General features: G+C 61.9%; 18 protein-coding genes. 10 read left to right on the top strand and 8 right to left on the bottom strand.

What is annotated here, in order from left to right; genetic code table 11:
- Positions 1-100 precede the first annotated feature (100 nt).
- The gene (locus WHX55_RS19840; protein ID WP_353741122.1) at positions 101-1,021 is read right to left on the bottom strand and encodes a LysR family transcriptional regulator; all 921 of its coding nucleotides are present in this window, start codon (positions 1,019-1,021) and stop codon (positions 101-103) included.
- A 94-nt stretch (positions 1,022-1,115) separates the two neighbouring features.
- Between WHX55_RS19840 and WHX55_RS19835 the strand changes: the two genes are divergently transcribed.
- From WHX55_RS19835 to WHX55_RS19815, 5 genes are all read left to right on the top strand, one after another.
- Entirely contained in the window at positions 1,116-1,955 is an 840-nt protein-coding gene (locus WHX55_RS19835) for a helix-turn-helix domain-containing protein (RefSeq protein WP_353741121.1), read from the top strand.
- Between the two features lie 1,025 nt (positions 1,956-2,980).
- Entirely contained in the window at positions 2,981-4,807 is a 1,827-nt protein-coding gene (locus WHX55_RS19830) for a DUF1302 domain-containing protein (protein ID WP_353741120.1), read from the top strand.
- Positions 4,808-4,818: 11 nt separating this feature from the next.
- Positions 4,819-6,156 carry a DUF1329 domain-containing protein gene (locus tag WHX55_RS19825; protein WP_353741119.1) on the top strand — a complete coding sequence of 446 codons (1,338 nt, stop codon included), beginning with the start codon at positions 4,819-4,821 and terminating at the stop codon, positions 6,154-6,156.
- Positions 6,157-6,385: 229 nt separating this feature from the next.
- A complete protein-coding gene (locus WHX55_RS19820) occupies positions 6,386-7,735 on the top strand; it encodes a DUF1254 domain-containing protein (RefSeq protein WP_353741118.1) in 1,350 nt (449 codons plus the stop codon).
- Positions 7,732-9,117, top strand: a complete 1,386-nt coding sequence (locus WHX55_RS19815) for a DUF1254 domain-containing protein (protein ID WP_353741117.1) — start codon at positions 7,732-7,734, stop codon at positions 9,115-9,117. Before WHX55_RS19820 ends, WHX55_RS19815 begins: the two co-directional genes overlap by 4 nt.
- A 990-nt stretch (positions 9,118-10,107) precedes the next feature.
- Here WHX55_RS19815 and WHX55_RS19810 read toward each other — a convergent pair.
- The gene (locus WHX55_RS19810) at positions 10,108-12,081 is read right to left on the bottom strand and encodes an alkyl sulfatase dimerization domain-containing protein (RefSeq protein ID WP_353741116.1); all 1,974 of its coding nucleotides are present in this window, start codon (positions 12,079-12,081) and stop codon (positions 10,108-10,110) included.
- Positions 12,082-12,218: 137 nt separating this feature from the next.
- Here WHX55_RS19810 and WHX55_RS19805 point away from each other — a divergent pair, with 137 nt between their 5' ends.
- The 4 genes from WHX55_RS19805 (at position 12,219) to WHX55_RS19790 (ending at position 17,134) form a co-directional block, all read left to right on the top strand.
- Positions 12,219-12,887, top strand: a complete 669-nt coding sequence (locus tag WHX55_RS19805) for an ABC transporter ATP-binding protein (RefSeq protein WP_150725234.1) — start codon at positions 12,219-12,221, stop codon at positions 12,885-12,887.
- A 1-nt stretch (position 12,888) separates the two neighbouring features.
- Complete coding sequence (locus tag WHX55_RS19800; protein ID WP_353741115.1) at positions 12,889-15,360, top strand: FtsX-like permease family protein; 2,472 nt, start codon at positions 12,889-12,891, stop codon at positions 15,358-15,360.
- Positions 15,350-16,423: a lipocalin-like domain-containing protein gene (locus WHX55_RS19795; protein ID WP_353741114.1), complete on the top strand. Its 1,074-nt coding sequence runs from the start codon at positions 15,350-15,352 to the stop codon at positions 16,421-16,423. The genes WHX55_RS19800 and WHX55_RS19795 overlap by 11 nt, the downstream gene beginning before the upstream one ends.
- A 132-nt stretch (positions 16,424-16,555) precedes the next feature.
- Positions 16,556-17,134 carry a hypothetical protein gene (locus WHX55_RS19790; protein WP_150725237.1) on the top strand — a complete coding sequence of 193 codons (579 nt, stop codon included), beginning with the start codon at positions 16,556-16,558 and terminating at the stop codon, positions 17,132-17,134.
- 352 nt (positions 17,135-17,486) lie between these two features.
- On the opposite strand, the gene WHX55_RS19785 is transcribed toward WHX55_RS19790, so the two are convergent.
- The 3 genes from WHX55_RS19785 to WHX55_RS19775 all read right to left on the bottom strand — a co-directional run bounded on the left by WHX55_RS19785 (position 17,487) and on the right by WHX55_RS19775 (position 21,429).
- Complete coding sequence (locus WHX55_RS19785) at positions 17,487-18,893, bottom strand: VOC family protein (protein WP_150752951.1); 1,407 nt, start codon at positions 18,891-18,893, stop codon at positions 17,487-17,489.
- A gap of 102 nt (positions 18,894-18,995) precedes the next feature.
- Positions 18,996-19,952 (bottom strand): alpha/beta fold hydrolase, encoded by a 957-nt coding sequence (locus tag WHX55_RS19780; RefSeq protein WP_150725239.1) that lies wholly within the window; start codon positions 19,950-19,952, stop codon positions 18,996-18,998.
- A gap of 22 nt (positions 19,953-19,974) precedes the next feature.
- Entirely contained in the window at positions 19,975-21,429 is a 1,455-nt protein-coding gene (locus WHX55_RS19775; RefSeq protein WP_353741113.1) for an NAD(P)/FAD-dependent oxidoreductase, read from the bottom strand.
- A 198-nt stretch (positions 21,430-21,627) separates the two neighbouring features.
- Between WHX55_RS19775 and WHX55_RS19770 the strand changes: the two genes are divergently transcribed.
- Positions 21,628-22,701, top strand: a complete 1,074-nt coding sequence (locus WHX55_RS19770; protein WP_353741112.1) for a diguanylate cyclase — start codon at positions 21,628-21,630, stop codon at positions 22,699-22,701.
- A gap of 197 nt (positions 22,702-22,898) precedes the next feature.
- Here the strand turns inward: WHX55_RS19770 and WHX55_RS19765 are convergent, their stop codons facing one another.
- The 3 genes from WHX55_RS19765 to WHX55_RS19755 form a co-directional block, all read right to left on the bottom strand.
- On the bottom strand, positions 22,899-23,768 hold the full coding sequence (locus tag WHX55_RS19765) for an oxaloacetate decarboxylase (RefSeq protein WP_353741111.1): 870 nt from the start codon (positions 23,766-23,768) through the stop codon (positions 22,899-22,901).
- Between the two features lie 142 nt (positions 23,769-23,910).
- Positions 23,911-24,945 carry an arginine N-succinyltransferase gene (astA, locus tag WHX55_RS19760; RefSeq protein WP_150752947.1) on the bottom strand — a complete coding sequence of 345 codons (1,035 nt, stop codon included), beginning with the start codon at positions 24,943-24,945 and terminating at the stop codon, positions 23,911-23,913.
- Between the two features lie 49 nt (positions 24,946-24,994).
- The gene (locus WHX55_RS19755) at positions 24,995-26,011 is read right to left on the bottom strand and encodes an arginine N-succinyltransferase (RefSeq protein WP_353741110.1); all 1,017 of its coding nucleotides are present in this window, start codon (positions 26,009-26,011) and stop codon (positions 24,995-24,997) included.
- Positions 26,012-26,546: the final 535 nt, after the last annotated feature.

The following is a 26,546-nucleotide window of genomic DNA, read 5'->3' as shown; positions in this document are numbered from 1 at the left end:
CGAGCTTGCTCGCGATAGCGGTGTGTCATTCAAAACGATGTCGACTGACACGGCCCCATCGCGAGCAAGCTCGCTCCCACAGGGGGCATTGGTTGCTCGACTAATTCGACGCCAGCAAGCGCCGGTCAACCGTCAGCACTGCATCGACCATCGCCAGCGCGGCCGGTGTCAGGGAATGGCCGGCACGGCTGACGATGCCGTAGTGCAACAGCAGGCCGGGGTCTTCCTTGGGCACGTCGGTAAATTCCAGCAGCCGGATCAGACCCTGGTCGACCAGTTCGGCCAAGGCCTCCACGGTGGCGATGCCCACCGCGTCGGAGCGCATCACCACGCGGCGGATCGCATCGAATTGCGCGCATTCCACGCTCGGGTTGAAGTCCGCTTCGCCCTGTACGTCGGCGAGGATCTTGCGGATCATCGGCGGTATTCGCGTGCCGACCACCGCGTAGTCGAGCAGGGCGCGCAGGGACAGGTTCTGCTGCTGCACCAAGGGATGACCGATACGGCAAAAGAACCGCCCACGTCGAGGGCGCAGCAGTTGCACCTGATATTGCGGGTCGCCGGTGAAGTACCGCGCGTCGGCCACGAGGAATTCGATCTGCTGTTCGCGAAGCCAGACCGCCAGTTGCTCCCAGTCACCCTGGTGGAAACTGATGCGGATCGCCGGATGAGCCTGGATGAACTCCGCCAGCGCCTCGGGCACCAGCACCTGGGCCGGGTACGGGCCGCAACCGAAGTGCAACTCGCCACCGGTCAGGCCGTTGTATTGCGTCAGTTCGTTGTGCAGGGCCTGGCTGCCGGCGAGCAGGCGCCGGGCATGTTGCAGCACCAGTTCACCCTGGCCAGTCAGGCGGAATTCGCGGCTGCTGCGTTCTACCAGCGCGCAGTCGAGGTCGCGCTCCAGGGTCTGGATGCTGCGACTGAAGGCGGGCTGGCTGAGGTTGATCGCCTCGGCGGCACGGCCGAAGTTGCGGTAATCGGCCAGGGCGACAAGGTGGCGGAGTTGTCGTAGATCCATCATGCGTCTCCTGCATTCGGCGGATACTTTTAATGCATTGGATCGATAGCACAGAGACTGGCATAAGTACACGCCTGTCTTCTCGCCGTAACCTGCCATGACTAGCCAACTGTTTATTTCCAGCGCCTTCACCCGCACCATTCTCAGCCATGCCCGGCAGTCCGGCCTGTGTCAGGACCAACTGTTGCAACGGGCCGGCATCTGCCTGTCGTTGCTCGAAGGGCAGGACCTGCATGTGCCCGTGCACCTGGTTGAACGCCTGTGGAGTGAATGCGAACGTGCGGGCGCGGGGGTGGCGTTTGGCTGCGAATTGGTCAACGGCATGGCGACCACCACGTTGCGGGGGTTGAACATTCTGCTGGACTCCGCCGCGACCTTGCGCGCGAGCCTGGCGTGTTTCACTGATTTCCTGCCGCGGGTGACCAACTACGTGGTGGCGGAACTGGAGGAGGGTGACGGGCTGGCTCGTTTGCATTTGCGCAGTGTTGACCGGCAGCCGCATTTTTTCGGCCTCGATGCGGCGACCCTGACGTTGGTGCGTAACATTGCCCGGCGTTTGGGGCGAGCGCCGGCCGAGGTGTTCGTCGCGGTCCACCTGACGCCGCAACAGGCTGCCGGGCAGTGGTTGCGTAGTGCTGGTATCGAGGTGCTGGAGGGTTCACATCCGTGTTTGAGCCTGCCAGCGGCTAGCCTCGATGAGCCTTTGCTGGGGGCCAATGGGTTTTTGCATCAGAGCATGTTGCGGTACTGGCAGACTGCGGTGGCGCAGCATACTCGCAGTGACAGTCTGGAGTTGGCGCGGCATTGGTTGACGTCGGGGGATCAGCCGATTGAGCGGATTGCCGAGCGGTTGGGGTATCGGCAGCCGAGTAATTTTATTCGGGCGTTTCGTAAGCAGTTTGGGATTACGCCTAAGCAGTTTCGTCTGGGGTTGTAGGGTGTGTACATATCCGTTTTTTGGGTAACGGCGGCTTATGGTTTCGCCCTGACGGCGAGTCACTTTTTTTACAAGCGCCTAAAAAAAGTAACCCAAAAAACGCTCGCCCCGAACGTACGGCCCCTCGCTAAGGCTCGGGGTTCCTTCGCTCCGGCATTCATCCGGGGGCATCGCCTCCGGTCGGCTTCGCTCGACCTCCTCTCGATGTGTTCGGCTGCGCCGAACGGCGCTGCGCGCCTACCCCCCGGATGAACACCTCCGTTCAGCCTGCCGAGGGGGCGGGTGGATCAAGATCAAGAGCTGCAGGCGAGCTAACGCTCGGCCTGTTGAGTGGTGAAGAGCGTGGGTGTACGCCGATCTGCTTTTGCTCTTCTGTGGGAGCGAGCCTGCTCGCGATGGCGGCCTGCCAGCCGACCAATATCTTACGGATGTACTGAGTACCTGTGGGAGCGAGCCTGCTCGCAATGACGACCTGCCCGCCGACTCAATGCTCACAGGCGAACGAACCCCGCGATCAGGCCGGTCGGCCGCCTCGCTTTGGCTTTTGATCTTCTTGCCCCCTCGTGAGGCTGAGCGCAGGTTCTGCGCAGTGGGCAACCCGGCATGGATGCCGGGTTAGCCGCCGCCGGCCATGGATGGCCGATGGCGGCGGGCCCACGGAGCAGGACCGGAGCGAGGGCATGCCGAGCCTTGGCGAGGCACCGAACGTCAGGGGCAAAGCGCTTTGGTTACTTTCGCGCTTTTCGAAAGTGACCCGCCGTAAGGGCGGAACCATTAGCGGCCGTTACCGCAGCAACGGATATGTACACCCACAAAACAATCATCGCCTGACACACAGCCATCGCGAGCAGGCTCGCTCCCACAGGTAACCGCATCCGCAGAAACGGATATGTACACCTTCAAAACAAATACCGCCTGCCCCGCAGCCACCCCCGATGATTATTTTTTGTCGGCCATCGCTTGCGTGTCGCGCTCGATAGTTGGGCACCGTGTCCGGGCTGAGCAAACCTGACCGGAGCCTAATAATGATAAAAAAACGCTCGGCCACAGCCGGAGTCCGCCAACGGCTTCTCCGGCTTGGCCATACCCGCCCGCAACCCCTTGCGCTGGCGATTCTTGCCGTACTGACGGGGCCAACGTACGCCACCACATTCGATCTCAACGAAGACTGGAGCCTGTCGACCAAGACCAGCCTGAGCCTGGGCAGCAGCTGGTCGACGCAAAACCCCGACAAAAGCCTGATGACCCGCGCCAACGCCTTGCAGGCCCAGGGCGTGAACGCCAATGGCACCAGCGTCAGCGCCGACGACAACCGGCTGAATTTCGAGAAGGGCGACTCCATCTCGCAACTCTTCAAGGGCCTCACCGATGTCAGTCTCGATGGCCAGGGCCAGGGCGCGTTCATTCGCTTCAAATACTGGTACGACCACGCCTATGAAACCGGCAATGGCCGCTTCAAGGATTTCGACGATTCAGGCTGGGACGACCTGGCCAAGTTCAAGGGCTTCGAGGTGCTCGATGCGTACGTCTGGAAAGACTTCCAGGTGGCCGAGCATCCGCTGAGCGTGAAGGGCGGCAACCAGGTGTTGTCCTGGGGCGAAGCGCTGCTGATCCAGAACGGTATCAATGTGATCAACCCGCTGGACATCTCGGCATTCAACCGTCCCGGCGTGGAAATCAAGGAAGGCCAGTTGCCGGTGGAGATGATCTCCTTCAGCTTCGGCTTGACCGACAGCACCAACCTCGAAGGTTTCTACCAGTACAACTGGCGCCCCAGCGTACTCGACGGTTGCGGCACTTTCTTCGCCAGCAGCGATGTGATCCAGCCGGGTTGCGGGCCGCTGTTCCTGAGTCAGGTACAGACCGATCAACAGATGCAGGCCGCCGGTTTGTTCGCCACGTCCCGGGGCAACGAGTCGCCGTCCGACAACGGCCAGTTCGGTTTCGCCCTGCGCCAGATGATCCCGGCGCTCAACGATGCGGAAGCGGCGATCTACTACATCAACTATCACTCGCGGTTGCCGTATTTCACCATTAACGCCAGGAACACCGCCTTGCCCGGCACCTTCCCCGGTGGCATCCAGGGGCCGAGCTATGCGGCGGCTTTCCCGGAAAACATTCACCTGTACGGCATCAGCCTCAACGGCGTCGAGCCTGTCACCGGGATTTCCCTGGCCGGTGAGTTGAGCTACCGGCCGAACATGCCGATCGGGATCAACGCGCCCGACGTCAACGTCGCCGTGATTTCAGGGCCAGGGGGCAGTTCCTGGGTGCAGTTGCCGCCCGGTTTCAGCACCACCAATGGCAGCCAGTTCGATGCGTGGGAACGCAAGGGTGTCTGGCAGCTGACCGGTTCGGCCACCCAGGCCATCGACAACGTGCTGGGCGCCACGCGCCTGAGCCTGTTCGGTGAAGTCGGGGTCGTGCACATCGACGATCTCGGCGACGAGCGCCTGGGCCGTAACGCCGCGTTCGGCCGCAGCGCCCCGCGCAACGGCACGCCGTGCAACACGGTGGCTTCCGGTGTGACCAACCAATACTGCACCGACAAGGGCTTTGCCACCGATTGGTCGTGGGGTTATCGCCTGCGCGCCAGCCTCGAATACAGCGATGTGTTGCCGGGCATCAACCTGATTCCGGCCGTCAACTGGCGGCATGACATCTCGGGCTATTCCTACGATCCGCAAGGGCCGTTCCAGGAAGGCCAGCAAGCGCTGGGCGTGAGCCTGACCGGCGTCTACATGAACGATTACAGCGTGGAACTGGCCTACAACGCGTTCTTCGGTTCCAACGACTACAGCACCCTCGACGACCGCGATTTCGCATCCGTCAGCTTCAAGGCAGACTTCTAAGGAGAACCGTTATGCGTATGCAATTGTGCGTGCTGGCCCTGGCCTGCACCGTCGGCCTGGCCCAGGCCAAAGGCACCGAATCGGCGGCACTGGGCAAGACCCTGACCCCCATGGGCTCGGAAATGGCAGCCAATGCCGACGGCAGCATTCCGGCCTGGACCGGCGGCCTGGCGAGCAACGCCGGCACCGTCGACAGCAAGGGCGGATACAGCGATCCGTATGCCGCCGAGAAACCCTTGTTCACCGTCACCGCGAAGAACGTGGCGCAGTACGAGAAGTTTCTCAGCCCGGGCCAAGTCGCGTTGTTCAAGCGCTTTCCCGACACCTACAAGATGAACATCTACCCGAGCCATCGCAGCGCCAACCTGCCCAAGGAGGTGCTGGCGGCCAGTCGTGAGAACGTCGCCAAGACCAGCATGGCCGATGGCGGCAACGGCTTGCACGACTATGCCCGGGGCATTCCGTTTCCGTTGCCCACCGAAGGCCTGGAGGTGATGTGGAACCACATGACCCGTTATCGCGGCGGCAGCTACGAGCGCATCAGCAGCGCCGCGCTGGTGCGTGAAAACGGCGCCACCAGCTACGTGCGCAACCAGTCGTTGATCAACTTCGCCGACACCGTGGGCGGGCTGGAGCCCAACTCGAACATCCTGTTCATGTTCAAGAGCCGGGTGCTGGAACCGGCGCGTCTGTCCGGCGAGGCGGTGCTGGTGCAAGAGCCGATCGACCAGGTCGCCGAGCCGCGTTCGGCCTGGCAATACCTGCCGGGGCAACGTCGCGTGCGTCGTGCGCCGATGATCGCCTACGACAACAGCGCCCGTTACAGCAATGGCCTGATCACCGCCGACAACATCGACGGCTACAACGGCGCGCCGGACCGTTTCGACTGGAAACTGGTGGGCAAGCAGGAGCTGTTCATTCCTTACAACAGCTACAAGATCGGCAGCCGCGACCTCAAGTACGACGCCGTGATCAAGCCCAACCACGTCAATCAGGACCTGGCCCGCTACGAGAAGCATCGCGTGTGGGTGGTGGAGGCGACCCTCAAGCCTGATGCGCGGCATATCTACGCCAAGCGCCGGTTCTATGTGGATGAGGACAGTTGGCAGATCGCCCAGTCGGACCAGTACGACAGCCGCGGTGAACTGTGGCGCAGCGGTGAACTGCACGCGATCCAACAGTACGACCACGGCTTCACCTACAACGTGCTGGAAACCTCCTATGACCTGATCTCCGGACGCTACTACGCCGGCGGCCTGGCCAACGAAGAGACCGAGCCGATGCGCGTGGGCTTCGCCGCCAAGACCGACGACTACACCCCGTCGGACCTGCGGCGCTGGGCCAAGTAACCATTCGCCAATCCACCGTAAATCCAATGTGGGAGCGGGCTTGCTCGCGAAGGCGGCGTGTCAGTGATTCCGGAAATGCCTGGCACACCGCTTTCTCAATGTGGGAGCGAGCCTGCTCGCGAAGAGGGCATGCCAGTCGACTTGTAGGTTGCCTGACACGCCGCTTTCGCGAGCAGGCTCGCTCCCACAGGGGCCGGTGTATTGATGTTTATCTGAAAGGAGATCTGCCATGCGCTACTGGATATCCGCTCTCGCCCTGGGCGCGAGCCTGGGCACTGTTCACGCCGCAACCCTCGATCAACAGCAGGCGAAAGCCCTGGCGCAGGAGGCCTACGTGTTCGCCTACGCCACCGTCGAACACGACAAGGTGCTCAGCGCCATCGCCGCGAGCCTGCCGTTCAACCGCCTCTACAGCGAGCCGCGCCTGCTCGGCCCGCAAGACAACAAAGTGGTGTCGCCGAACAACGACACCTTCTATTCCCGCGCCTTGCTCGATCTGCGCAGCGAACCGATGGTGCTGGACGTACCGGCCGTGCAAGGTCGCTACTACAGCTTTCAACTGGTGGACATGCGCACCGACAACCTCGACTACATCGGCACCCGCGCCACGGGGGAGCAGGCGGGGCGTTACCTGATTGTCGGGCCGGACTGGAAGGGGCCAGTGCCATCGGGTTTCAGCGCGGTGATTCGCTCACCGAGCCGGCTGGTCTTCCTGTTGGGACGGACCGAGGTCAAGGGCGAAGCGGATCAGAAAGACGCCGCGCAAGTGCTGAAGGGCTACGCCTTGCAACCGCTGTCCAAAGTCAATGGCAGCACGGCCCCTGAACCCTTGGCACCGCTGCAACTGCCAGCCTACACGGACACTAAACAAGGGTCGGCGCAGGCGCTGTTCAACACCTTCAACGCGCTGGCAACCTTGCACCAATGGACCGCCATAGAGCAAAAGAAGCTGGCCCGTTTCTCCGCCATCGGCGTGAAGCCGGGGACCGGATTCCAGGCCCCGGCGGACTTGATCGAAGCCGTCGCCCAAGGCGCCGAGGCCGGTCGCGAACAAGTACGCGCAGCCTCCAGCCAGCTGTCGGTGGAACAGCAGGGCTGGTTGCCGTCGCCGTCCAACGTCGGCAAATACGGCGACGATGACCTGACCCGTGCCGCGGTCGCCTGGCGCTACATCTACGCCAACGATGCGGTGGAAGCGCTGTACCCGATGGCGTTGCACGATGCCGAGGGGCAGGCGCTCACCGGCCAGCACGCTTATCGCCTGCATTTTTCCGCCGGGCTATTGCCACCAGTGAATGCGTTCTGGTCGCTGACCCTGTATGACGGTAAAACCCAGTTGCTGGTGGCCAACCCGATCCAGCGTTACGCCCTGGGCGATCGCAGCCCTGGTCTACAATACGATGCCGACGGCGGCTTGACCCTGATCCTGCAAGCCGATGCGCCCAAGGCTGCGCCGCAGGGCAACTGGCTGCCGACGCCGCAAGGTCCGTTCAACCTGCTATTGCGCCTGTACCTGCCCAAGGGCGGGGCATTGGACGGGAGTTATCAGTTGCCGACGATAACGAGGATCGAATCATGAACCTGATTTTCAGTCGCCGCCGGGTGCTGGGCAGCATGGGGGTATTGGGCGGCAGCCTGATGTTTCCACGCTGGTTGCTGGCCGCCGATTCCGATGACCTGCGGCAGATTGCCAAAGAAGCGTGGATTTACGCCTACCCCATGCTCATGCATTACCAGACCATGGAAAAACAGGCGCTCAACCCGGCCGCGCCAGAGTACGTTGGCGGCTTTAACCGCTTTCGTCATTACAGCGAGTTGTTCACCCCGAACAACCGCGACATCGTCACGCCGAACAACGACACGCCGTACTCCTGGGCCTGGCTCGACCTGCGCAGCGAACCCCAGGTGTTGAGCGTGCCGGCGGTCGATGACGAGCGCTATTACGTGCTTCAACTGGTCGACCAGTACACCCACAACTTTGCCTATGTCGGCGTGCTCAGCACCGGTCGCGATGCGGGGAATTACCTGATCGTCGGACCCGGCTGGCAAGGTCCGACACCGGACGGCGTCAAGGCCGTGCTGCGCAGTGAAACCGAAATCGTCATGGTGCTTGGGCGAACGGGCCTGAAAAACGCCGAGGACCTGCCGGCGGTGCGTGCCTTGCAGCAGCAATACGGTTTGCGTTCGTTGCATGAATACATCGGCAGTGCACCGCCCTTGGCTGCTCCAGCCATTGACTGGCAACCCTGGGACAGCAAGACCGGACTGGGACCGGAGTTCATCGCGACGCTGAACCAGATCCTCAGCCTGTGCCCCACGCAAGCGTCCGAGCAAGCCTTGCGTGCACGCTTTGCCCGGATCGGCATCGTGCCCGGTCAGGGTTTCGACCCGGCGACGTTGCCGCAAGCAACACGTCAGGCACTGCTCGCCGGGATTCAAGACGCCCAGGCGCAGTTGCAAGCCGCAGTGAGCCAGGTACGCACCACCCTCGGCCTGTTCGGCACTCGCGAAGCGCTGAACGGCAATTACCTCAACCGCGCAGTCGCGGCGAATGTCGGCATCTACGGCAACAGCGTGGAAGAGGCCTTCTACACCGGCACTCGCCTGGATAATCAGGGGCAACCCTTGCAGGGCGGGCGAAGCTATCGCCTGCGTTTCGCACCGGGTCAATTACCGCCGGCCAGCGAGTTCTGGTCGCTGACGCTGTATGACTTGCCGGACCGGCAACTGGTGGCCAACCCGATCAATCACTACTGCCTGAGCAGCCGGGATCATTTGCAAAGCGATGCGGACGGTGGCGTGACACTAATCATGCAGAGCACAGCCCCGCAAGAGCAGAGCAACTGGTTGCCGACGCCGGCAAGCGGGGCGTTTACCCTGGTCCTGCGCCTGTATGGACCTGGGCAGCAGGTGGTCAATCAGCGCTGGCAAATGCCGGTGGTTGAAGTGGTGTCTGCCTGAACCGCACCGTCGCTCCTACATTGGATTTGTGTCGATCACAATCTTTGTGTACGACCGGGATCCTGTGGGAGCGGGCTTGCTCGCGAAAGCGGTGTGGCAGGCGGCGTGGATTTTTACGGGTGTACATATCCGTTTCTTCGGTAATGGCCGCTGGCGGTTTCGCCCTGACGGCGACTCACTTTTTTTACAAGCGCCTAAAAAAAGTAAGCAAAAAAACGCTCGCCCCGAACGTCCGGCCCCTCGCCAAGGCTCGGGGTTCCTTCGCTCCGGCATTCATCCGGGGGCATTGCCCTCCGGTCGGCTTCGCGCGACCTACATGCAATGGGTTCGACTGCGTCGAACGGCGCTGCGCGCCCATCCCCGGATGAACACCTCCACTCAGCCTGCCGAGGGGGCGGGTGGATCAAGATCAAGAGCTGCAGGCGAGCTAACGCTCGGCCTGTTGAGTGGTGAAGAGCGACGCGGTGGTGCGTGCTGCTGTGTTTTTGCTTTTCTGTGGGAGCGAGCTTGGTCCGGGCGGCGTTCCGACGATGACGGCCTGCCAGCCGACTCAATTCTCACAGGCGAACGAACCCCGCGATCAGGCCGGCCAGCAGGCCGCCTCGCTTTTGCTTTTGCTTTTGCTTTTGCTTTGGCTTTTGATCTTCTTGCCCCCTCGAGAGGCCGAGCGCAGGTTCTGCGCAGTGGGCAACCCGGCATGGATGCCGGGTTAGCCGCCCCCGGCCATGGATGGCCGATGGCGGCGGGCCCACGGAGCAGGACCGGAGCGAGGGAATGCCGAGCCTTGGCGAGGCACCGAACGTCAGGGGCAAGAGCCCTTGGTTACTTGGGGCTTTTCCAAGTAACCCGCTGTAAGAGCGGAACCGCCAGAGGCCGTTACCGCAGCAACGGATATGTACACCCACAAAATTATCATCGCCTGACACAAAGCCATCGCGAGCAGGCTCGCTCCCACAGAAATTGCAATGACCTGTGGCAGCGAGCCTGGTTTCACGGGGTAACGATATTGAACTGCGGCGCAAACGTATCGAGGCTGCCCATCAACTCCCCAAGCTTCTTGCCATTGCCCTGCAACTTGATCAGGCCTTTCTGCATCGCCGACGGGATATCCAGTTGCTTGAGGCTGATCTGCTCCAGGGTGGCCTTGCTCATGGTCACGCTGGCATCCGCCTGAGCATTGAGCCCGGCACGGTGGGTCAGCACGCCATTGCGCAGGGTCAGGTTGAAGTCCTGGTTCAGGTCATCGAAGGTCCAGTTCAGGGTCAGGTCACGGCCTACGGCCTTTTCACTGTCCAGGCGCACCGCCAGGAAGTCGAAGAACATCTGCGGGCTCATCGCCCGCACCATGTCCACGGATACCGACGTGCCCGCATTGGGTGGCACACCGTTGCGCAGTTCCATGGCACCGCTCAGGTACATGTTGCGCCAGGTGGCGTTTTCACTTTGATAGCCCATTTGCTCCAGCGCCTGGGCCTGGGCTTTGCGGGCGTCGCCGTTGTCCGGGTTGGCGAACAGCACCTGATTGCCCAGTTGCGCGGCCCAGCGGTATTCACCCTTGGCCATTGCCGCCTGCATTTTCCCCAGCACCGCCGCTTCGCCGCCCATGGCCTCGACCGAACGCTTGGCCGTTTCTACCGGCGGCAGCGGATTGAGGTTGGCCGGGTTACCGTCATAGAAACCCATGTAGCGCTGATACACCGCGCGGGTGTTGAAGCTCAGTGAGCCGTAGTAGCCGCGGGTGTACCACTTCTGGTCCAGGCTGCCGGGCAGTTTCTTGATCGAGTCGGCGATTTCCAGCGGCGTCAGGCCCTGGTTCAGCAGGTGCAGGGTGCGGTCGTTGAGGAAGGCGTACATGTCGCGCTGGTCGGCGAGGAAGGTGCGGATGCGTTCGCCGCCCCAGGTCGGCCAGTTGTGCTGGGCGAACAACACGTCGCTCTTGTCGCCGTAACGCGCCAGGCTGCCGTCCAGGTACTCGGCCCAGGCCTTGGCGTCACGCACTTGCGCGCCGCGCGGGGTGAGGATGTTGTGCATCATTTGCGTGGCGTTTTCCGCCATGCACAGCGCACGCAATTGCGGCAGGTACAGGTTCATCTCCGCCGGCGCTTCGGTGCCCGGGGTCAACTGGAATTCCACGTCGAGGCCGGCGATGGTGCGGGTTTCCAGTTCCTTGTCGATCAGGTCGGTGGGCGGGATCAGGGTGACGGTGCCGCCGCTCGGCGTGCTCTTGCCCAGGCCAGCATCGACCTGGCCTTTTTCGCCACGGGGCAGCAGGCTGCCGAACTGGAACTGCGCGCGGCGGCTCATGGCGTTGCCGGCGTAGACGTTCTCGCTCATCACGTGTTCCATGAACCCGGCGGGGGCGAATACCTTGACCTTGCCCGCCTTGACGTCGGCTTCGTCGATGACCCCGCGCACGCCGCCGAAGTGGTCGACGTGGGTGTGGCTGTAGATCACCGCCACCACCGGTTTGTGCGGACGGTTCTGGTAGTACAGGTCCAGCGCCGCCTTGGCGGTTTCGGCCATGGTCAGCGGGTCGATGATGATCAGCCCGTCGTCGCCTTCGATGATGGTCATGTTGGCGAGATCAAGGCCGCGCACCTGATACAGCCGCGGGCTGACTTCGAACAATCCGGCATGGGCGCTGAGCTGGGCCAGGCGCCAGAGGCTCGGGTTGACCGACTCCGGGGCCTTATCCTTGGCGAGGAAGTCATAGGCCTGGATATCCCAGATGACCTTGCCCGAGGCGTCCTTGACCTGACCCTTGAACGGCGCGATCAGACCCTTGGTGACCGACTCGTAGTCGGTGCGGTCGGTGAAGGGCAGTTGTTGCAGCACGGCGGCGTTACTGGCCGTGGTTTGCGGGCTGGCCGCGACCGGTCCGTCGGCGGCGACCACCGATTGCGCAAGGCAGGCAGTGATCAGGCAAGCGAGCAGCCCACGAGGGCTCAAGGTGAAACGAGGCATGGCGTCTCCGTTTTTTATCGTTATGGTCAGACCAGCTTCGAGGGTAGGGCGGGGCTCGGGCGGGGCGATCATCAGCAACGGACAAAAAACATTCAGGGCCGCTATCCTTGGGCCATGCATATCCAGCAGGTTGACCCATGCTTGAAGTCCATGGCGTTTTCAAAAGCTACGCCACACCGCAGGGGCCACTGCCGGTGTTGCAAGGCGTCGACCTGACGCTCAGGCCCGGCAGCAGCCTGGCGCTGATGGGCGAGTCGGGCAGTGGTAAAAGCACTTTGCTCCACCTGATCGCCGGGCTGGACAAGGTCGATCGCGGCAGCATCCGCAGTGGCGAGCATCGTCTGGAGCAGATGAATGAAGGGCAACTGGCGAACTGGCGCCGTACGGAAATCGGCCTGGTGTTCCAGCAATTCAACCTGATCGGCAGCCTGCGGGTCGAAGACAACCTGGCGATTCAGGCACGCCTGGCGGGGCGCCATGACCCGCGCTGGCAGGCGCACCTGGTGCAGCGCCTGGGCTTGGGCGAGTTGCTGCGGCGCTACCCGGAGCAACTGTCCGGCGGCCAGCAGCAACGGGTCGCACTGGGCCGGGCGCTAGCATCGCGCCCCCAATTGCTGCTGGCCGACGAGCCCACCGGCAGCCTCGATGAAACCACCGGCGCCGAGGTGTTGCAGTTGCTGCTGGAATTGCTCGACGACAGCCCCACCAGCCTGTTGATGGTCACCCACAGTCCCGGCGTGGCGGCACGGCTGGCAGAAAAAGCCCTGCTGTGCGGCGGTCGTCTGGCCGGTGTGGGCGAGCGCTGACATGCGCATTTTCAGCGAAACCCTGCGCGCGTTGCTCAGCCACTGGCGGCAGCACCCGGTGCAGTTTTTCAGTGTGCTGACCGGGTTGTGGCTGGCCACCGGTCTGTTGACCGGCGTCCAGGCACTCAACAGCCAGGCCCGCGACAGCTATGCCCGTGCCAGTCAGTTGATCGGCGGCGAACCCCAGGCCAGCCTCAGCGCGCCCGGTGGCGGCACGTTCCCCCAGCAATGGTTTGTCGATCTGCGGCGCGCGGGGTGGCCGGTGTCACCGGTGTTGCAAGGCCGGGTCACGCTCAAGGGGCACGAAGGGCAGCGCTTGCAGTTGATGGGCATCGAGCCGGTGTCGCTGCCGGCGGGCGCGGCGGTGGCCGGGCAGGCCTTGGCGATTGAGCAGGTGGTTGGCTTTTTCAGTCCGCCGGGCAGTACCTGGATCTCGTCGCAGACCTTGCAGGCACTGGGTTTGCGCGAGGGTGACCGGCCACTGAACCTGGCAGGCACGGCACTGCCGCCGTTGCATGTGCAGGCCGATATGGCGCCCGGTGTGCTGCTGGTGGACATCGGTTTTGCCCAGCAGATTCTGGGGTTGCCGGATCAAGTGTCGCGGCTGCTGTTACCGAAGGATTTCACCGCACCGCTGCCGGAGCCGTTCAAGGGGCAACTGCAACTCAAGCGCGCCGGCGAAGAAAACAACCTGACGCGCCTGACCGAAAGCTTCCACCTGAACCTCGATGCCCTGGGGGTGCTGTCGTTCGTGGTCGGCCTGTTTATCGTGCACGCCGCCATCGGGCTGGCGCTGGAGCAACGGCGAAGCTTGCTGCGAACCCTGCGTGCCTGCGGTGTGAGTGCGCGGATGCTGATCGCTTGTCTCGCCGTCGAATTGGGTGGATTGGCCCTGATCGGCGGTGTGGCTGGGGTGGTCAGCGGCTACCTGCTGGCCGGCGTGCTGTTGCCCGATGTCGCCGCCAGCCTGCGTGGCTTGTATGGCGCTGAAGTGGCGGGGCAGTTGAGCCTCAGTCTGTTGTGGTGGTTCAGTGGTATCGGCTTGAGTCTGATCGGCGCGTTGCTGGCCGGGGCCAACAGCCTGTTGCGGGCGGCGCGTCTGCCATTGCTGGCGCTGGCCGACCCGCAGGCCTGGCATCAGGCCCATGCACGCTGGTTGCGACGCCAGGGTTGGGTGGCGGCAATGGCCGGGGTGATCGCGCTGCTGGCGTTGATTTTCGGCGACAGCCTTATCAGTGGCTTCGTGTTGATGGCTGCACTGTTGATTGGTGCCGCGCTGGCCTTGCCGGTGGTGCTCAGTTCTCTGCTCAATCTCGTTTCGCAGCGCAGTCGCTCGGTGCTCGGCCAGTGGTTTGTCGCCGATTGCCGCCAGCAACTGCCGGCCCTGAGCCTGGCGTTGATGGCGCTGCTGTTGGCCATGGCAGCGAATATCGGTGCCGGCAGCATGACTGCAGGCTTTCGCCAAACCTTCAGCGATTGGCTCGAGCAACGGCTGACGGCCGAGCTCTACCTCAATCCACAGAACCCGGCCCAGGCCCGGGAGCTGCACGGCTGGCTCAACCAGCAGCCGCAACTGGCGGCGGTGTTGCCCAACTGGCAGGTTTCGATCCAGTTGCAGGGCTGGCCGACGGACCTGTCCGGGATCATCGACCACCCGACCTATCGCCAGCACTGGCCGCTGCTCGAGGCCTTGGGCGACGACCCTTGGGAGCGACTGGCCAAAGACGATGCGGTGATGCTCAGCGAACAACTGGCCCGGCGCCTGCACGTGCAACTGGGCGACCACCTGACGCTGTCGACGCCCACCGGCCCGTGGTCGCCGCGGATCGTCGGGATCTATGCCGACTATGGCAATCCCAAGGGCCACATTCTGGTGAACATCAACCACCTGTTGCGCGGCTGGCCGCAACTGACACCGAACCGCTTCAACCTGCGCATCGAACCGGCGTCGATCCCGGCGTTCGTCACGGCGCTGCAGGCGCGTTTTACCCTGGAGGACAGCCGCATCGTCGATCAGGCGCGGCTCAAGGGCTGGTCCACGCAAGTTTTCGAACGCACCTTCGCCGCCACCGCCGCGCTCAACAGCCTGACGCTGTGCGTGGCCGGGGTGGCGCTGTTCATCAGCCTGTTGACGCAAAGCCAGAGCCGTCTCGGGCAACTGGCGCCGCTGTGGGCGCTGGGCGTGACGCGTCGGCATTTGATGTTGCTCAACCTCGGGCAAACCTGGTTGCTGGCGATATTGACCCTGGTGCTGGCGTTGCCGTTGGGCATCGCCCTGGCGTGGTGCCTGGACACGGTGATCAATGTGCAGGCCTTTGGCTGGCGCCTGCCGTTGCGGGTGTTTCCATTGCAACTGATGCAATTGATGGGGCTGGCGCTGGTGGCGACGCTACTGGCCTCGGCCTGGCCGTTGTACCGTTTGTACCGCACGCAACCGGCGGACCTGCTGCGGACATTTGCCCATGAGGATTAACGCTTGCGTGTTGCTCCTGGCGCTGCTGGCGAGCGGTTGCGATCAACCGGATCCGGTCGAAAAGGGCTTTGCCGGGCTGGGTATCCAGGCCGCTGCGTTCACCCCGGTGGTGCCCGGACGGGTGTTCAGCTTCCCGGCGGATCACCGCCCCCACGAGGGCTTTCGCATCGAATGGTGGTATGTCACGGCCAACCTGAAGGACGATCAGGGCAATGAGTTCGGCGCGCAATGGACCTTGTTTCGCAGCGCCCTGAAAGCCAGCCCCGAGGTGGCGGGTTGGCAGAATCAGACGATCTGGCTCGGTCACGCAGCGGTGACTTCGGCGACGGTGCATTACGCGGCCGAACGTTATGCCCGTGGCGGCGTCGGTCAGGCAGGTGTCAGCGTCGCGCCGTTCAATGCGTGGATCGACGACTGGCAATTGCGCAGCCAGGCGACGGCCGACGCCCCGTTGGCTGACGTGCTACTCAGTGCCCGCGACCGGCGTTTCAGCTACCGGCTGCGGTTGACCTCGACAGGTCCGCTGGTGCTTCAGGGGGATCGGGGCTTCAGCCAGAAATCCGAACAGGGTCAGGCCTCTTACTACTACAGCCAGCCGTTTTTCCAGGCCAGCGGCACCCTGGACATCGACGGCAAGACCTTTCAGGTCAGTGGCCCGGCCTGGCTCGACCGCGAATGGAGCAGCCAGCCCCTGACGAGCAACCAGACCGGTTGGGACTGGTTTTCCCTGCACCTGGACAGCGGCGAGCAGGTGATGCTGTATCGCATGCGGCACAAGGACGGCGAGCCTTACCTCACCGGCACCTGGATCGACGCCCGGGGCCAGACACAATTGCTGCACGCCGGCGACATCAGCCTCGCGCCGCAAGACACCGCCCGGGTTGCCGGGCGCACAATGCCCATTCGCTGGTCGATCAAAATCCCCGCCAGACATCTCGATATCGCCATTACCGCGCTCAATCCCCAGTCCTGGATGGACTTGCGCATTCCCTACTGGGAAGGCCCGGTGCGCCTCAGCGGCAGCCATGCAGGGCAGGGCTATCTGGAAATGACCGGGTACTAGGCGCTCGCGTAAGGAAAATCACCGCCCCGGCGCGACCACTCGCAGAACAGCGTCTATGCTCACTCGCACACATGGCGTTGAGTCCGGTTTCAACGCCGTCTGTTGCCATCTATCACAGGGAATGTTCTGCCTATGAAACGCCATGCACTGACCAAAGCCATCACCCTCGCTACCTTGTTATCTGCTGCCAGTTTTGGCGCGGTTGCCGCCGAAATTCCGTTGTCCGAAGTCGTGGTGGCTGATCAGGTCTCCACCAAAGTCGTTTCGGTTGATGCCGCGAACCATTCCGTGGTTCTAAAAGGCCCGCAGGGTAATGAGTTCCCGGTGCAATTGACCGACAAGGCGAAAAACCTCGATAACCTCAAGGTCGGTGATACGGTCGACATCACGGTCACCAGCGCCGTTGCCGCCTACCTCGACACCGATGTCGACAAAGGTTTGCCCGGCACCGCCGAAGCCATCGGCGAAATACGCGCAGCGCCAGGCAGCGCCAACCCGGGCGGCGAAGCTTACCGCCAGGTGAAAGTGCAGTTGAAAATCACCCACATCGACCTGAAGAAAAACCAGGTGACCTTCGAAAACCCGGAAGGCAAGTCCAAGACCGTCGACGTCAAGCGACCTGAAGTCCAGGCCAAACTCAAGGACTTGAAAGTCGGACAAAGCGTCAACGTGGTTTATACCGACGTATTGACGGTGACCAGCAAGCACTGATATCGAGTAATGGTTCTATACGGGCTGATTGTTTTTGTGCAAGTTTTGTATAGGAATAATCAGCTCATAATGGTCGAACTGGTGAGTTTGAGACTCCGTGTTGCATAGTATTTAAATCAACATCCTGTTAAACATTGTGTCGATAAATTTCATCTTTGCGGCACGGACATATTAATTCGCTTCTACTAAAATACTTTCCGTTCGCCCAGTGTCAGGGCTCTTTACCAGTGCATGGATTGCCGAGGCCATTGCACTGGGCGAACACTTTGTTTGCTGCACTGAAAGTTTTGGATATAAAAAAACCGGGAGACCTGTAGGTCGCCCTTTTTTTTATTGAGTTATGAGAAATCGTTCAGTCATGTTTTTTATTGACTTGAACAACATCGGCCAACGCGGTGAAACACTCTTCGATCGAACGCCGCTGGCTCTCGGCGTACAGCTCCAGTTCATCGATCGTCGAACGCCCCAGGGCCTGTTCGAATGCCTGCTGATTGGCATGCACCCCGTAACGGGTTTGTGCCGCGTCCCCCAGGTTCGACTGAAAAATCCCCGCCGCGCTGACGGGCAGGAAGTCTTCGTACACCAGTGGTTCAACCCGCAGGCAAGCGCTGTTGATCAGGTCTTCCAGAGGGGCGTTTTTCAGGTCGCCCGCCGCCAGGCCTTTTTCCGTCACGAAGTAGCGGAAGTAAGCCAGGCCCTGTTGGCGCATGTCTTCCCAGGTGTCAGGGAACTCGCTGAAATGCTGCGCCATCAGGGCGTTGTAGCGCGCGGCGTTGGCTTCGCTGGGGAAGTCCTTGAGTTCGTCCCGTGCGGCATTGAGCAAGCGGTCGTAGAGTGCGCGGCCTTTGGGCGTGAGGGCGGCACCGCGCTGTTCGATCTCGCCGAAGCGGGCACTGTGGCTGCCGCGAGCCTCGCTTTGATCGGTAAAGGCAATCGGCTCGTCCAGGGCCTTGAAGCTGGTCTGGCGCAGCAGGATCGGACACTGGCGGCGAGGCGGGCCTTCGATCACCGCTTTGGGGGTGATGCCATGGGCCGGCATCTGCGCCTGGACGATGTCGATGTCCAGGGTCCGCGGTGTCAGGTGGTTGATGTGCGGGCCTTTGAACGCTACCACGTCGGCGATCAGTCGATGCTGGGCGCTGAGCTGTCGATACTGTTCGGCGGTGACGGTGGCGCTGTGGTGCCAGCGAAACGTTTCCAGTGCCTGCTCGACGAACTCCAGGGCTTCCTGCTCCGTCAGGCCACCCCGGGATTCGGCACGTTCGATGAGCGTGAGGGCCGTGGGGGTGAAGATCGAGCGCTGGTCGAGCATCGACTGGGCGAACGCCCGCAGCTCCAGGTCTTCGATCAATTCCAGGCGCAACAGCGAGGTGAATACCCGGAACGGGCTGACCTGCAGCGACGCTTCATGCACCGCGCGAAAAGCCGTGGAGTGCACCGGCACGCCAGCCGGTGTCAGGTCGTAGTAACCCACCGGTTGCATGCCCATCACCGCGAACAGGCGGGCGAGGGTCGCCAGTTCATCGGCCGTACCGACGCGGATCGCCCCATGACGTTCCAGGTCCAGGCGCTCGATTTCGCCGGTGCTGGTGAGCTGCCGCAGGATTTGCCCATCGCTGTCCAGCACGTGACGGTTAGTCTGTTCCACCAGCTCCATCAACGCGCCGTACAACGGCACTTCCTCGCGGTACATGTCGGACATCGCTTTGGAGAAGCGTTGGCGGATCAGGTCAGGGCTGACGAAGTTCGGGTGGTTCATGAACAGGATTCCTGGCGCGGTGACGTAAAGGATGGACGAAAGATCGCAGCCTTGCGCGCCGGCGACAAACGAAGTTTCTGACGAACTTCATTCTACAAAGGACTAATGCAGTCGTTGATCCTGAGGGCTCTCCGAACGTAGCGATGCCAAAAACTCGCGATACAGCCGCGCCGAACCATATGGCGCTTCCACCATGGGCATGTGCCCGATGGCGTCCCAGATATGCACGCGCAGGTCGGCGATGCCCTTGCTCCAGACCGCCACGCTGCTGACATCGATCAGCCGGTCCTTGCGCCCCCACAGCAACAGCGCCGGGGCGGTGATGTCGGGCAGGTGCGGTTCCATCGGCGGGCTGGCGCGCAATTCGCGGAAAATTTCTTCCAGCTCTTCGCGGGACTGTTCATAGCGCTGGGCGACGGCATCGAGCACCAGCTTCGGTACCCAGGGTGGCGAAGCCATGGTCATGGCGTAGAAGCGCCGGAATTCTTCCCGTGAATGAATCAGAAACGGATTGTGGCCTTTGGCCAAATGCCGCTCAAGGTCACTGGGCTCGGGCGAGGTGACCCCGGCCGGGTCGACCAGGGCCACGGACGCAATGCGTTCCGGGTAAGTGGCCGCTAGCCACGCCGCCATGTAGCCGCCCATGGAGTTGCCGATGACGTGGACTTTCTCCACCCCGCACACGTCCAGCAGCTGGATCATGCGCTTGGCCTGCAGCGGGATGTCGTAGCCGCCACCCGCCTTGAAGCCGGTTTCGCCATGGCCGGCGATGTCCGGGATGATCACCCGATGGCTGCCGACAAAGTGCCGGGCGAAACGCAGCCAGAGGTTCTTGTCGGCGCTGAAGCCATGGAGCATCAGCACATTGCTGGTGGCTTCGTATGGCCCGCCTTGCCAGGTCGAGACGGTCATCTCGGGGATGGGCACGACGATCTTGTGCAGCCGGTACAGCTTGGCCTCGGCCGCCATGTTCAAGTCATAGAGCCAGTAGCCGATGGCCGGGTAGGTCAGCCAGCTCCAGGTGACGAACACTGCGAGAACGACGAACAACAAAAGCATCACGCGTCTCCCTTGTATCTGCTCAGGACAAAATGTGATCGGCGGGTTTCAGCGCTCGGGTCAAGCGATGAAAGCTGAAGCTGAACCCCGGAAACATGGCAATCACATGACCGCTCTTGCTTTGATACCAGCTGTGGCAACCACCGGATTTCCACACGGTGCGTTCCATTTCCCGGTGGATCATTTCAGTGTAGGTACGTTCCGCCTCATGGCGAACTTCGATGCTGCGTAAACCTTGATTCCTCAAGGTGCGAATGCAATCGAGGATGTAGTTCATCTGGGATTCGATGATGAACAGCGCCGAGGTGTGGCCGATGCCGGTGTTCGGCCCGGTGACGATGAACAGGTTGGGAAAATCGGGCAGGGCGGTGCCGAGGTAGGCCCGCGGGTATTGCGCCCAGACCTCCTTGAGACGGGTGCCGTTTTTGCCCGTTGCCGGGTAGGAAATCACCCCGTCGGTGGCGTCGTAGCCGGTGGACCAGACGATCAGGTCCAGGTCAATGTGCTGGCCATCCCGGGTAACGATGCCGGTTTCGTCGATGGCCGCGATGCCTTGCTCGCGGCTGTGCAGCGTCACGTTGCGGCGGGCCAGGGCCGGGTACAGCGTGCTGGACAGAATCACCCGTTTGCAGCCGATGGTGTAGTCCGGCGTCAGTTTGCGCCGCAGTTCGGCGTCCGGCACCTGGCGTTTGAGGAAGTGCAGGGCCTGGCGCTGAACCATGTGCACGGCCGGCTTCGAATACTTGAAGCCAAACACCCGGGTTTCGAATTGCCAGTAGATCCCCCAGCGCAGCAGCTTGTAGGCCGGCTTGAACCCCAGCAGCCAGCGCTGGAAGCGGCCAAACCTGCGATCAGCCCGGGGCAACACCCAGTGGGGCGTGCGCTGGAACACATGCAAGTGCCCGACGTCCGGGGCAATGGCCGGAATGACCTGGGCCGCACTGGCGCCGCTGCCGACGATGGCCACGCGTTTTTGCCGATAGTCGTAGCTGTGATCCCAGTTGTTGGTATGAAACGTCTTGCCCTTAAAGCGTTCCTGTCCGTTGAAGTGTGGAACCACCGGTTGACTCAGCGGCCCGGTCGCGTTGATCAGGAACTGCGCGCAAAACGTTCCTTTGCCGGCGGTGTATACCGTCCAGCGCTTGTTGGCGTCGTCCCATTCGACACGCTCGACATTGGCGTCCAGTTCCACTTTGTCCCGCAGGCCGAAGTGTTCCACCACATGGCGGGTGTAGCGGTGCAGTTCGGCCTGTTCGGCGAACATTTGCGTCCAGCGATACGGGGCGAAAGACAGGGAGTAAAGCGGCGAGGGCACGTCGACTGCCGCACCGGGGTAGGTGTTCTGGCACCAGGTGCCGCCGAAGAAATCCCGCCGCTCCAGCAGGCGAAAATCGTCGATGCCGGCCTTGAGCAAATTAATTGCTGCACACTGGCCGCCAAACCCGCTGCCGATGATCAATACTTGAAAGGTCTGCATGGGCCTCCTCTTATGGTCATTGATCAACCCTTCTTTCATGTATAGCCGTTTCTGGAGACGAGGCTTTTGCTTTTATGCGAGCGTGATGTAGCGATATTCAGCCTGTCAGACGGTGATGGCTATTTGATTTCACCCTGATAGACTCCAGCGCATAGGCACAGGCTGTTGTCGAATTCCGTCGAGTGGCACAGAGGCCCTATGGAAAAATCGGGAGGAACGGGATATTCATTGGCCAGGAGGCTCTATACATCGCGAATCCTGGGGGTGGCCCTGGGGTTGGTATGCGTGAGCGCGGCGATGTATCCACTCGATCCGGCGCCTTGGGTCTGGGGGTTCATGTGGTTCAATGGCCTGGTCTGGCCACACCTGGCCTACCATTGGGCGCGCCGGGCCAGAAAGCCTTATCACGCCGAACACCGCAATCTGCTGATCGATGCCTTTCTCGGCGGCTTCTGGATTGCCGCGATGCATTTCAATCCACTGCCCAGCGCGACCACCATTTCCATGATGGCCATGCACAACGTGGCCATCGGTGGCATTCGCTTCCTGCTGGCCGGGACGGCCGCGCAAGTATTGGGCGTGGGCGTTGGCCTGCTGATTTTCGCCCCGGCGTTCATTCCTGCCACCAGCCCGTTGCAGCTCTATGCCTGTTTGCCGTTGCTGTGCCTGTATCCGCTGGCACTGGGCTGGATCTGCTTCCGCCAGGCCCATACCCTCGGCCGTCAGAAGCGTGAACTGCTGGCACTGAGCCGCACCGACAGCCTGACGGGCCTGCTGAACCATGGCGCCTGGAAAGACCAGATGGAGGTCGAGTTCCAGCGTTGCAAACGCCAGCAAAAAGGCGGGGCGATCGCGCTGATCGACATCGACCATTTCAAAGCCATCAACGACACCTACGGCCATGTTGCCGGCGACATCGTTCTGCGCCAGTTGAGCAAAATGCTCAAGCAGAGCCTGCGAACGGCCGATATGGCAGGGCGCTACGGCGGCGACGAGTTTTGCGTGATCCTTCCGGACCTGCCCCTGAACCGCGCCGCCGCCGTCATGGATGCCCTGCGCGATCGCTTCGCTACCTTGGGGTACAAGCAGAACCCGGCGCTGAAAGTCAGCCTGAGCATTGGCCTGGCGTCATTCAACCCGGCCCATGGCGACGCGACGCTTTGGCTCAACGACGCCGATCATGCGCTATACGAAGCCAAGACCACCGGGCGTAATCGAGTGATCTGTTGCGGTAACGGGAAACCTCACCGCGAACTGCTCGACTCGGTTTAACCGCCCACCGCAAGACCTGTGGGAGCGAGCCTGCTCGCGATGGCGGCGTGTCAGGCGGCATGGATTTTGGCTGTGATGGCCCCTTCGCGAGCAGGCTCGCTCCCACAATTGATCGTTGGTGTACGCAATGATGTGACCACTGCAAATCCACTGTGGGAGCGAGCCTGCTCGCGAAAGCGGCGTGGCGGTTTAAACCGTCATTCCTTCACGCTCATGAACTCTTCCGCGAAGCGGATGTATTCCTCGGGTTGCGTGTAGGTGTGCGTCAGCTCGGTCGCGCTCAGGTCCGAGGTCTGGGTGAGGATCTGGCGTTGCTCGCGCAGGCTGTCGTAGGTCGCCTTGATCGCGGCGAAGTACGCGCCATGGCCGTCGATGGTCACGCGCACTCCCAGTTCGGCCAGGCGTTTGTCATCGCGTAGCAGCGGGTTGCCGTAGGTCACCAGCATCAGCGGCACGCTCAGGTGCTCGGCGATCTGCTCCAGATGGTCGAAGTCCTTTACACCCACCATGCAGATCCCGTCGGCCCCGGCGCTCTGGTATTGCCGGGTGCGGCTGATGATTTCCTGCACCGGCAGAATCCCGGCGTGGGTGCGGGCGATGATTGCCATTTCCGAATCGCAGCGGGCTTCCAGTGCCGCGCGGATCTTGCCGACGCCTTCGGCGACCGTGATCAGGTCGGTGGATTTGCGGCCAAACTGCGCGGGCAGCAGGGTGTCTTCGATGGTCAGCGCAGCGACGCCGGCACGTTCGAGTTCGACGATGGTGCGCATGACGTTGAGCGCATTGCCGTAGCCGTGGTCGGCGTCGGCAATCACCGGCAACTGGGCAACACGGCCGATGCGGGTGGCCTGTTCAGCGAACTCGCTGAGGGTGATCAGGGCAAAGTCGGGGGCGCCCAGCACTTGCAGCGAGGCGACCGAACCCCCGAGGATCCCGACTTCGAAGCCCAGGTCGGCGGCGATACGGGCCGACATCGGGTCGAACACCGAGGCTGTGTGGTAGCAGGTGTCGGAGGCGAACAATTGGCGAAAATTGCGGCGCAAATCTTGATGGGAAAGCCTGGACATATGAGTTCCACCAATGGAATGGAAGGGCTTGAGCAAAAGTGTCAACGCCGAAGAAGTAAAAGGCTATCACGCGTGCCGGGGGAGAATGATGACGAATTTACTGGGTAAGGCCGATTGACGTCGCAACGATGGAACTGATAGGTCACGCCGCCTCGGCCTGTAGCCGTTGGTCAAGCAGCGGCACGGCGCGCACCGAATCACCGGGTTGCAACTGCAAGCGCTTGGCGGTCAGGCGATCAACCACCAGGCTGTTGCCCACCTGTCGGGCCGGGGCGCAGGTAATGCGACAGTTTTCCAGACGGCGGTTGTGAATCAGCCAGAGGGGCGCTTTATCGTCCGGCGAGTCGATGGCCAGTATCAGCGGTTGACTGTCGCGCACAGTGCGGATCCCGGAAACCGGGGCTTCAAGGACCGGTCCACCGTCGAAGATATCGATGTAGCCCTTGTGGGCAAACCCTTCGGCGCTGAGGATTTTCAGGGCCGGCTCGGTATTCGTGTGGGCCTTGCCGATCACCGCCTGGGCCTGTTCGGTGAGCAGGCAGGTGTACAGCGGCTGGCGCGGCATCAGTTCGGCGATGAACGATTTGTTGCCCAGACCGGACAAGTGATCGGCGTAGCTGAAATCCATCTTGAAAAAGTGTCGGCCGAGGCTGTCCCAGAATGGCGAGCCACCTCGTTCGTCGGCACTGCCGCGTAATTCGGCGATGAGCCGGTTGCCGAACAGCTGCGTAAACTCGGCTACAAACAACAAACGCCCGAGCGAAAGCAAACGGCCGTTGCTGCCCTGGCGCTGATCGGGGCGCAGGTACAACGAGCTGACTTCCGATTGCCCGGTCAATTCATTGCTCAGGAACAGGGTCGGGATCTGGCGCTGGATACCCAAGTCCGCTGAAGCGCTGACCGTCAGCCCGACCCGGTAGTTGTACCAGGGCTCGCGCAGACCGACGGCACCTGTCAGGGCACTGACGCCCACCACTTGCTGCTCGTCATCCTCGAGCACGAACAGGTAGTCGGCATCGGCCCGATCGACCTGCCCGGCGAAGGTGCGTTGGGCCCAGCGAATCCGGTGGGCCAAGCGTTCTTCGTCGGCCGGCAGGCTGGTAAGCCCCGGAACGGCCTGACGCACCAGCTTGAACAGGGCGGGCAGGTCGGTGATCTGCACCGGACGGACAATCATGCGGCTGCTCCTTGTGCGCGCGTGCTCGGGCGTTGAATCTGGCGGGTATTCACAGGGCGATCAGCCTGATCGGGCTGCCCTCGGTCACCTTCAGCGCCTCGCACATGGCGGCGTCCAGCATCACGGGTTGCCCGGCGATGTAATCAAGATCGGCGACGATGGCCCGATAATCCGCCAAGGACTCGTTGCTCACCAGAAAGCTGCCACGGGCATCGATGACCGGGCCAGGCTGCGTTACGCCGCACTGGCTGTGGGCGATGGAACGAATGCCCGAGGTGCGCGCATAGAGCGTCGGGCCTCCATCGAACAGATCGATGTAACTGTTGGTTTCGAAACCTTCACGTTCAAGGATGTCGAAGGCTTCCTGGCCGTCGGGGTGGATGCTGCCGATGCAGTCCTGTGCCGCCTGGGGCAGCATGGGCACGTAAATCGGATACTGCGGCATCAGTTCGGCGAGAAAGGTGCGGCTCTGCAGGCCGCAAAGCCGTTCGGCCTCGACGTAGGGCAAGTCGAAGAAATGCTTGCCCACGGCGTCCCAAAATGGCGAGTGGCCTTCATCACTGCTGTAGCCGACGATCTCGGTGATCACCGTTTCGGAAAAACGCCGGGCGTGGGCGGCGATGAACAACAGGCGCGCCCGCGACAGCAGTTCGGAGTGCGCGCTGCGTACCCGCGCGGCATCGATATGGAAGCCCCGCAGCAAGGTGTGGCCACTGAGGTCGTGACACAACGACAAGGCCGGTACGCCGTGCTCGATGTTCAGTTCCCGCGAGGCACTGGTGAAGTGCCGGTTGCGCAAACTGTAGAACGGCTCGCTGAACCCCGCCGTGGCGAGGATTTCCGAGCAGCCGACCAGGTGCTGTGTCGTCAGGTCTTCGAGTACAAAGAAATAGTTTTCCGGGCCATGAGCCTCGACATCCTTCTCGAATGAGGCACAGGACTCGAGGATTTTTTCGCGCAACCGTTCGCTATCATCGGGCAGGGACGTTACGCCCACGAGGCTTTCACGAGCCAGCCTCTGCAATTGGGGCAGGTCGGCTAACTCGACTGGACGCAAGACCAGCATGGAGACGCTCCTGTATCAAACGATTCGGCGGGTTGAGCCGAACCTGACTATCACTGTCGGTTTTTTCACACATTAAATCGGTGGTCGTCTGAACGTTGTCAGGCGCCACTCTTTTTCTTGTCAGATGTTTCTTGGGATGGACCGCATTAAACGAGGAACGGGCAGTTCGGCCGGATGCGATGCCTGGCCAGGCGCATTGATGGGGAGTTTGAGAAAGGGCATCCGGGCTCCTGCTGGATGAGCGTGGCAAGTGTTTTAACAGTCCGTTGAAAGGAGTATTTAATTATCGCGCACTGCCTGTCTAGTGAATTTTCGCGTGGTCTGGCCGTGCCCGAAAAAGGGGCGAAGTGCCTGTACCAAGGGGCTACGCCGATGTCGTAAAGTCTTGTAGGTGATTGCCTGCATTGCGGTCAGCCATGACAGAAAACCTGGCAGGAAATGACTGAAGGATCCGTTTCAAACAGGAAAATTAAACACCACCCGGGGCTGCTTTGTTGCGGCACAATTGCACGATGGCGGTCACCTGACGCCGTCG

Source organism: Pseudomonas fluorescens (assembly GCF_040448305.1).
Classification (GTDB): Bacteria; Pseudomonadota; Gammaproteobacteria; order Pseudomonadales; family Pseudomonadaceae; genus Aquipseudomonas; species Aquipseudomonas fluorescens_BH.
This window is presented reverse-complemented; position numbering and strand designations above follow the sequence as displayed.

What these genes read in the sequence shown, in the direction of transcription:
- WHX55_RS19820 (WP_353741118.1), top strand. Translation starts at nt 6,386, where the DNA reads ATGCGCTACTGGATATCCGCTCTCGCCCTGGGCGCGAGCCTGGGCACT.
- WHX55_RS19825 (WP_353741119.1), top strand. Translation starts at nt 4,819, where the DNA reads ATGCGTATGCAATTGTGCGTGCTGGCCCTGGCCTGCACCGTCGGCCTG.
- WHX55_RS19755 (WP_353741110.1), bottom strand. Translation starts at nt 26,011, where the DNA reads ATGCTGGTCTTGCGTCCAGTCGAGTTAGCCGACCTGCCCCAATTGCAG.
- WHX55_RS19775 (WP_353741113.1), bottom strand. Translation starts at nt 21,429, where the DNA reads ATGCAGACCTTTCAAGTATTGATCATCGGCAGCGGGTTTGGCGGCCAG.
- WHX55_RS19770 (WP_353741112.1), top strand. Translation starts at nt 21,628, where the DNA reads ATGGAAAAATCGGGAGGAACGGGATATTCATTGGCCAGGAGGCTCTAT.
- WHX55_RS19800 (WP_353741115.1), top strand. Translation starts at nt 12,889, where the DNA reads ATGCGCATTTTCAGCGAAACCCTGCGCGCGTTGCTCAGCCACTGGCGG.
- WHX55_RS19795 (WP_353741114.1), top strand. Translation starts at nt 15,350, where the DNA reads ATGAGGATTAACGCTTGCGTGTTGCTCCTGGCGCTGCTGGCGAGCGGT.
- WHX55_RS19840 (WP_353741122.1), bottom strand. Translation starts at nt 1,021, where the DNA reads ATGATGGATCTACGACAACTCCGCCACCTTGTCGCCCTGGCCGATTAC.
- WHX55_RS19780 (WP_150725239.1), bottom strand. Translation starts at nt 19,952, where the DNA reads ATGCTTTTGTTGTTCGTCGTTCTCGCAGTGTTCGTCACCTGGAGCTGG.
- WHX55_RS19790 (WP_150725237.1), top strand. Translation starts at nt 16,556, where the DNA reads ATGAAACGCCATGCACTGACCAAAGCCATCACCCTCGCTACCTTGTTA.
- WHX55_RS19785 (WP_150752951.1), bottom strand. Translation starts at nt 18,893, where the DNA reads ATGAACCACCCGAACTTCGTCAGCCCTGACCTGATCCGCCAACGCTTC.
- WHX55_RS19805 (WP_150725234.1), top strand. Translation starts at nt 12,219, where the DNA reads ATGCTTGAAGTCCATGGCGTTTTCAAAAGCTACGCCACACCGCAGGGG.
- WHX55_RS19810 (WP_353741116.1), bottom strand. Translation starts at nt 12,081, where the DNA reads ATGCCTCGTTTCACCTTGAGCCCTCGTGGGCTGCTCGCTTGCCTGATC.
- astA (WP_150752947.1), bottom strand. Translation starts at nt 24,945, where the DNA reads ATGATTGTCCGTCCGGTGCAGATCACCGACCTGCCCGCCCTGTTCAAG.
- WHX55_RS19830 (WP_353741120.1), top strand. Translation starts at nt 2,981, where the DNA reads ATGATAAAAAAACGCTCGGCCACAGCCGGAGTCCGCCAACGGCTTCTC.
- WHX55_RS19765 (WP_353741111.1), bottom strand. Translation starts at nt 23,768, where the DNA reads ATGTCCAGGCTTTCCCATCAAGATTTGCGCCGCAATTTTCGCCAATTG.
- WHX55_RS19835 (WP_353741121.1), top strand. Translation starts at nt 1,116, where the DNA reads ATGACTAGCCAACTGTTTATTTCCAGCGCCTTCACCCGCACCATTCTC.
- WHX55_RS19815 (WP_353741117.1), top strand. Translation starts at nt 7,732, where the DNA reads ATGAACCTGATTTTCAGTCGCCGCCGGGTGCTGGGCAGCATGGGGGTA.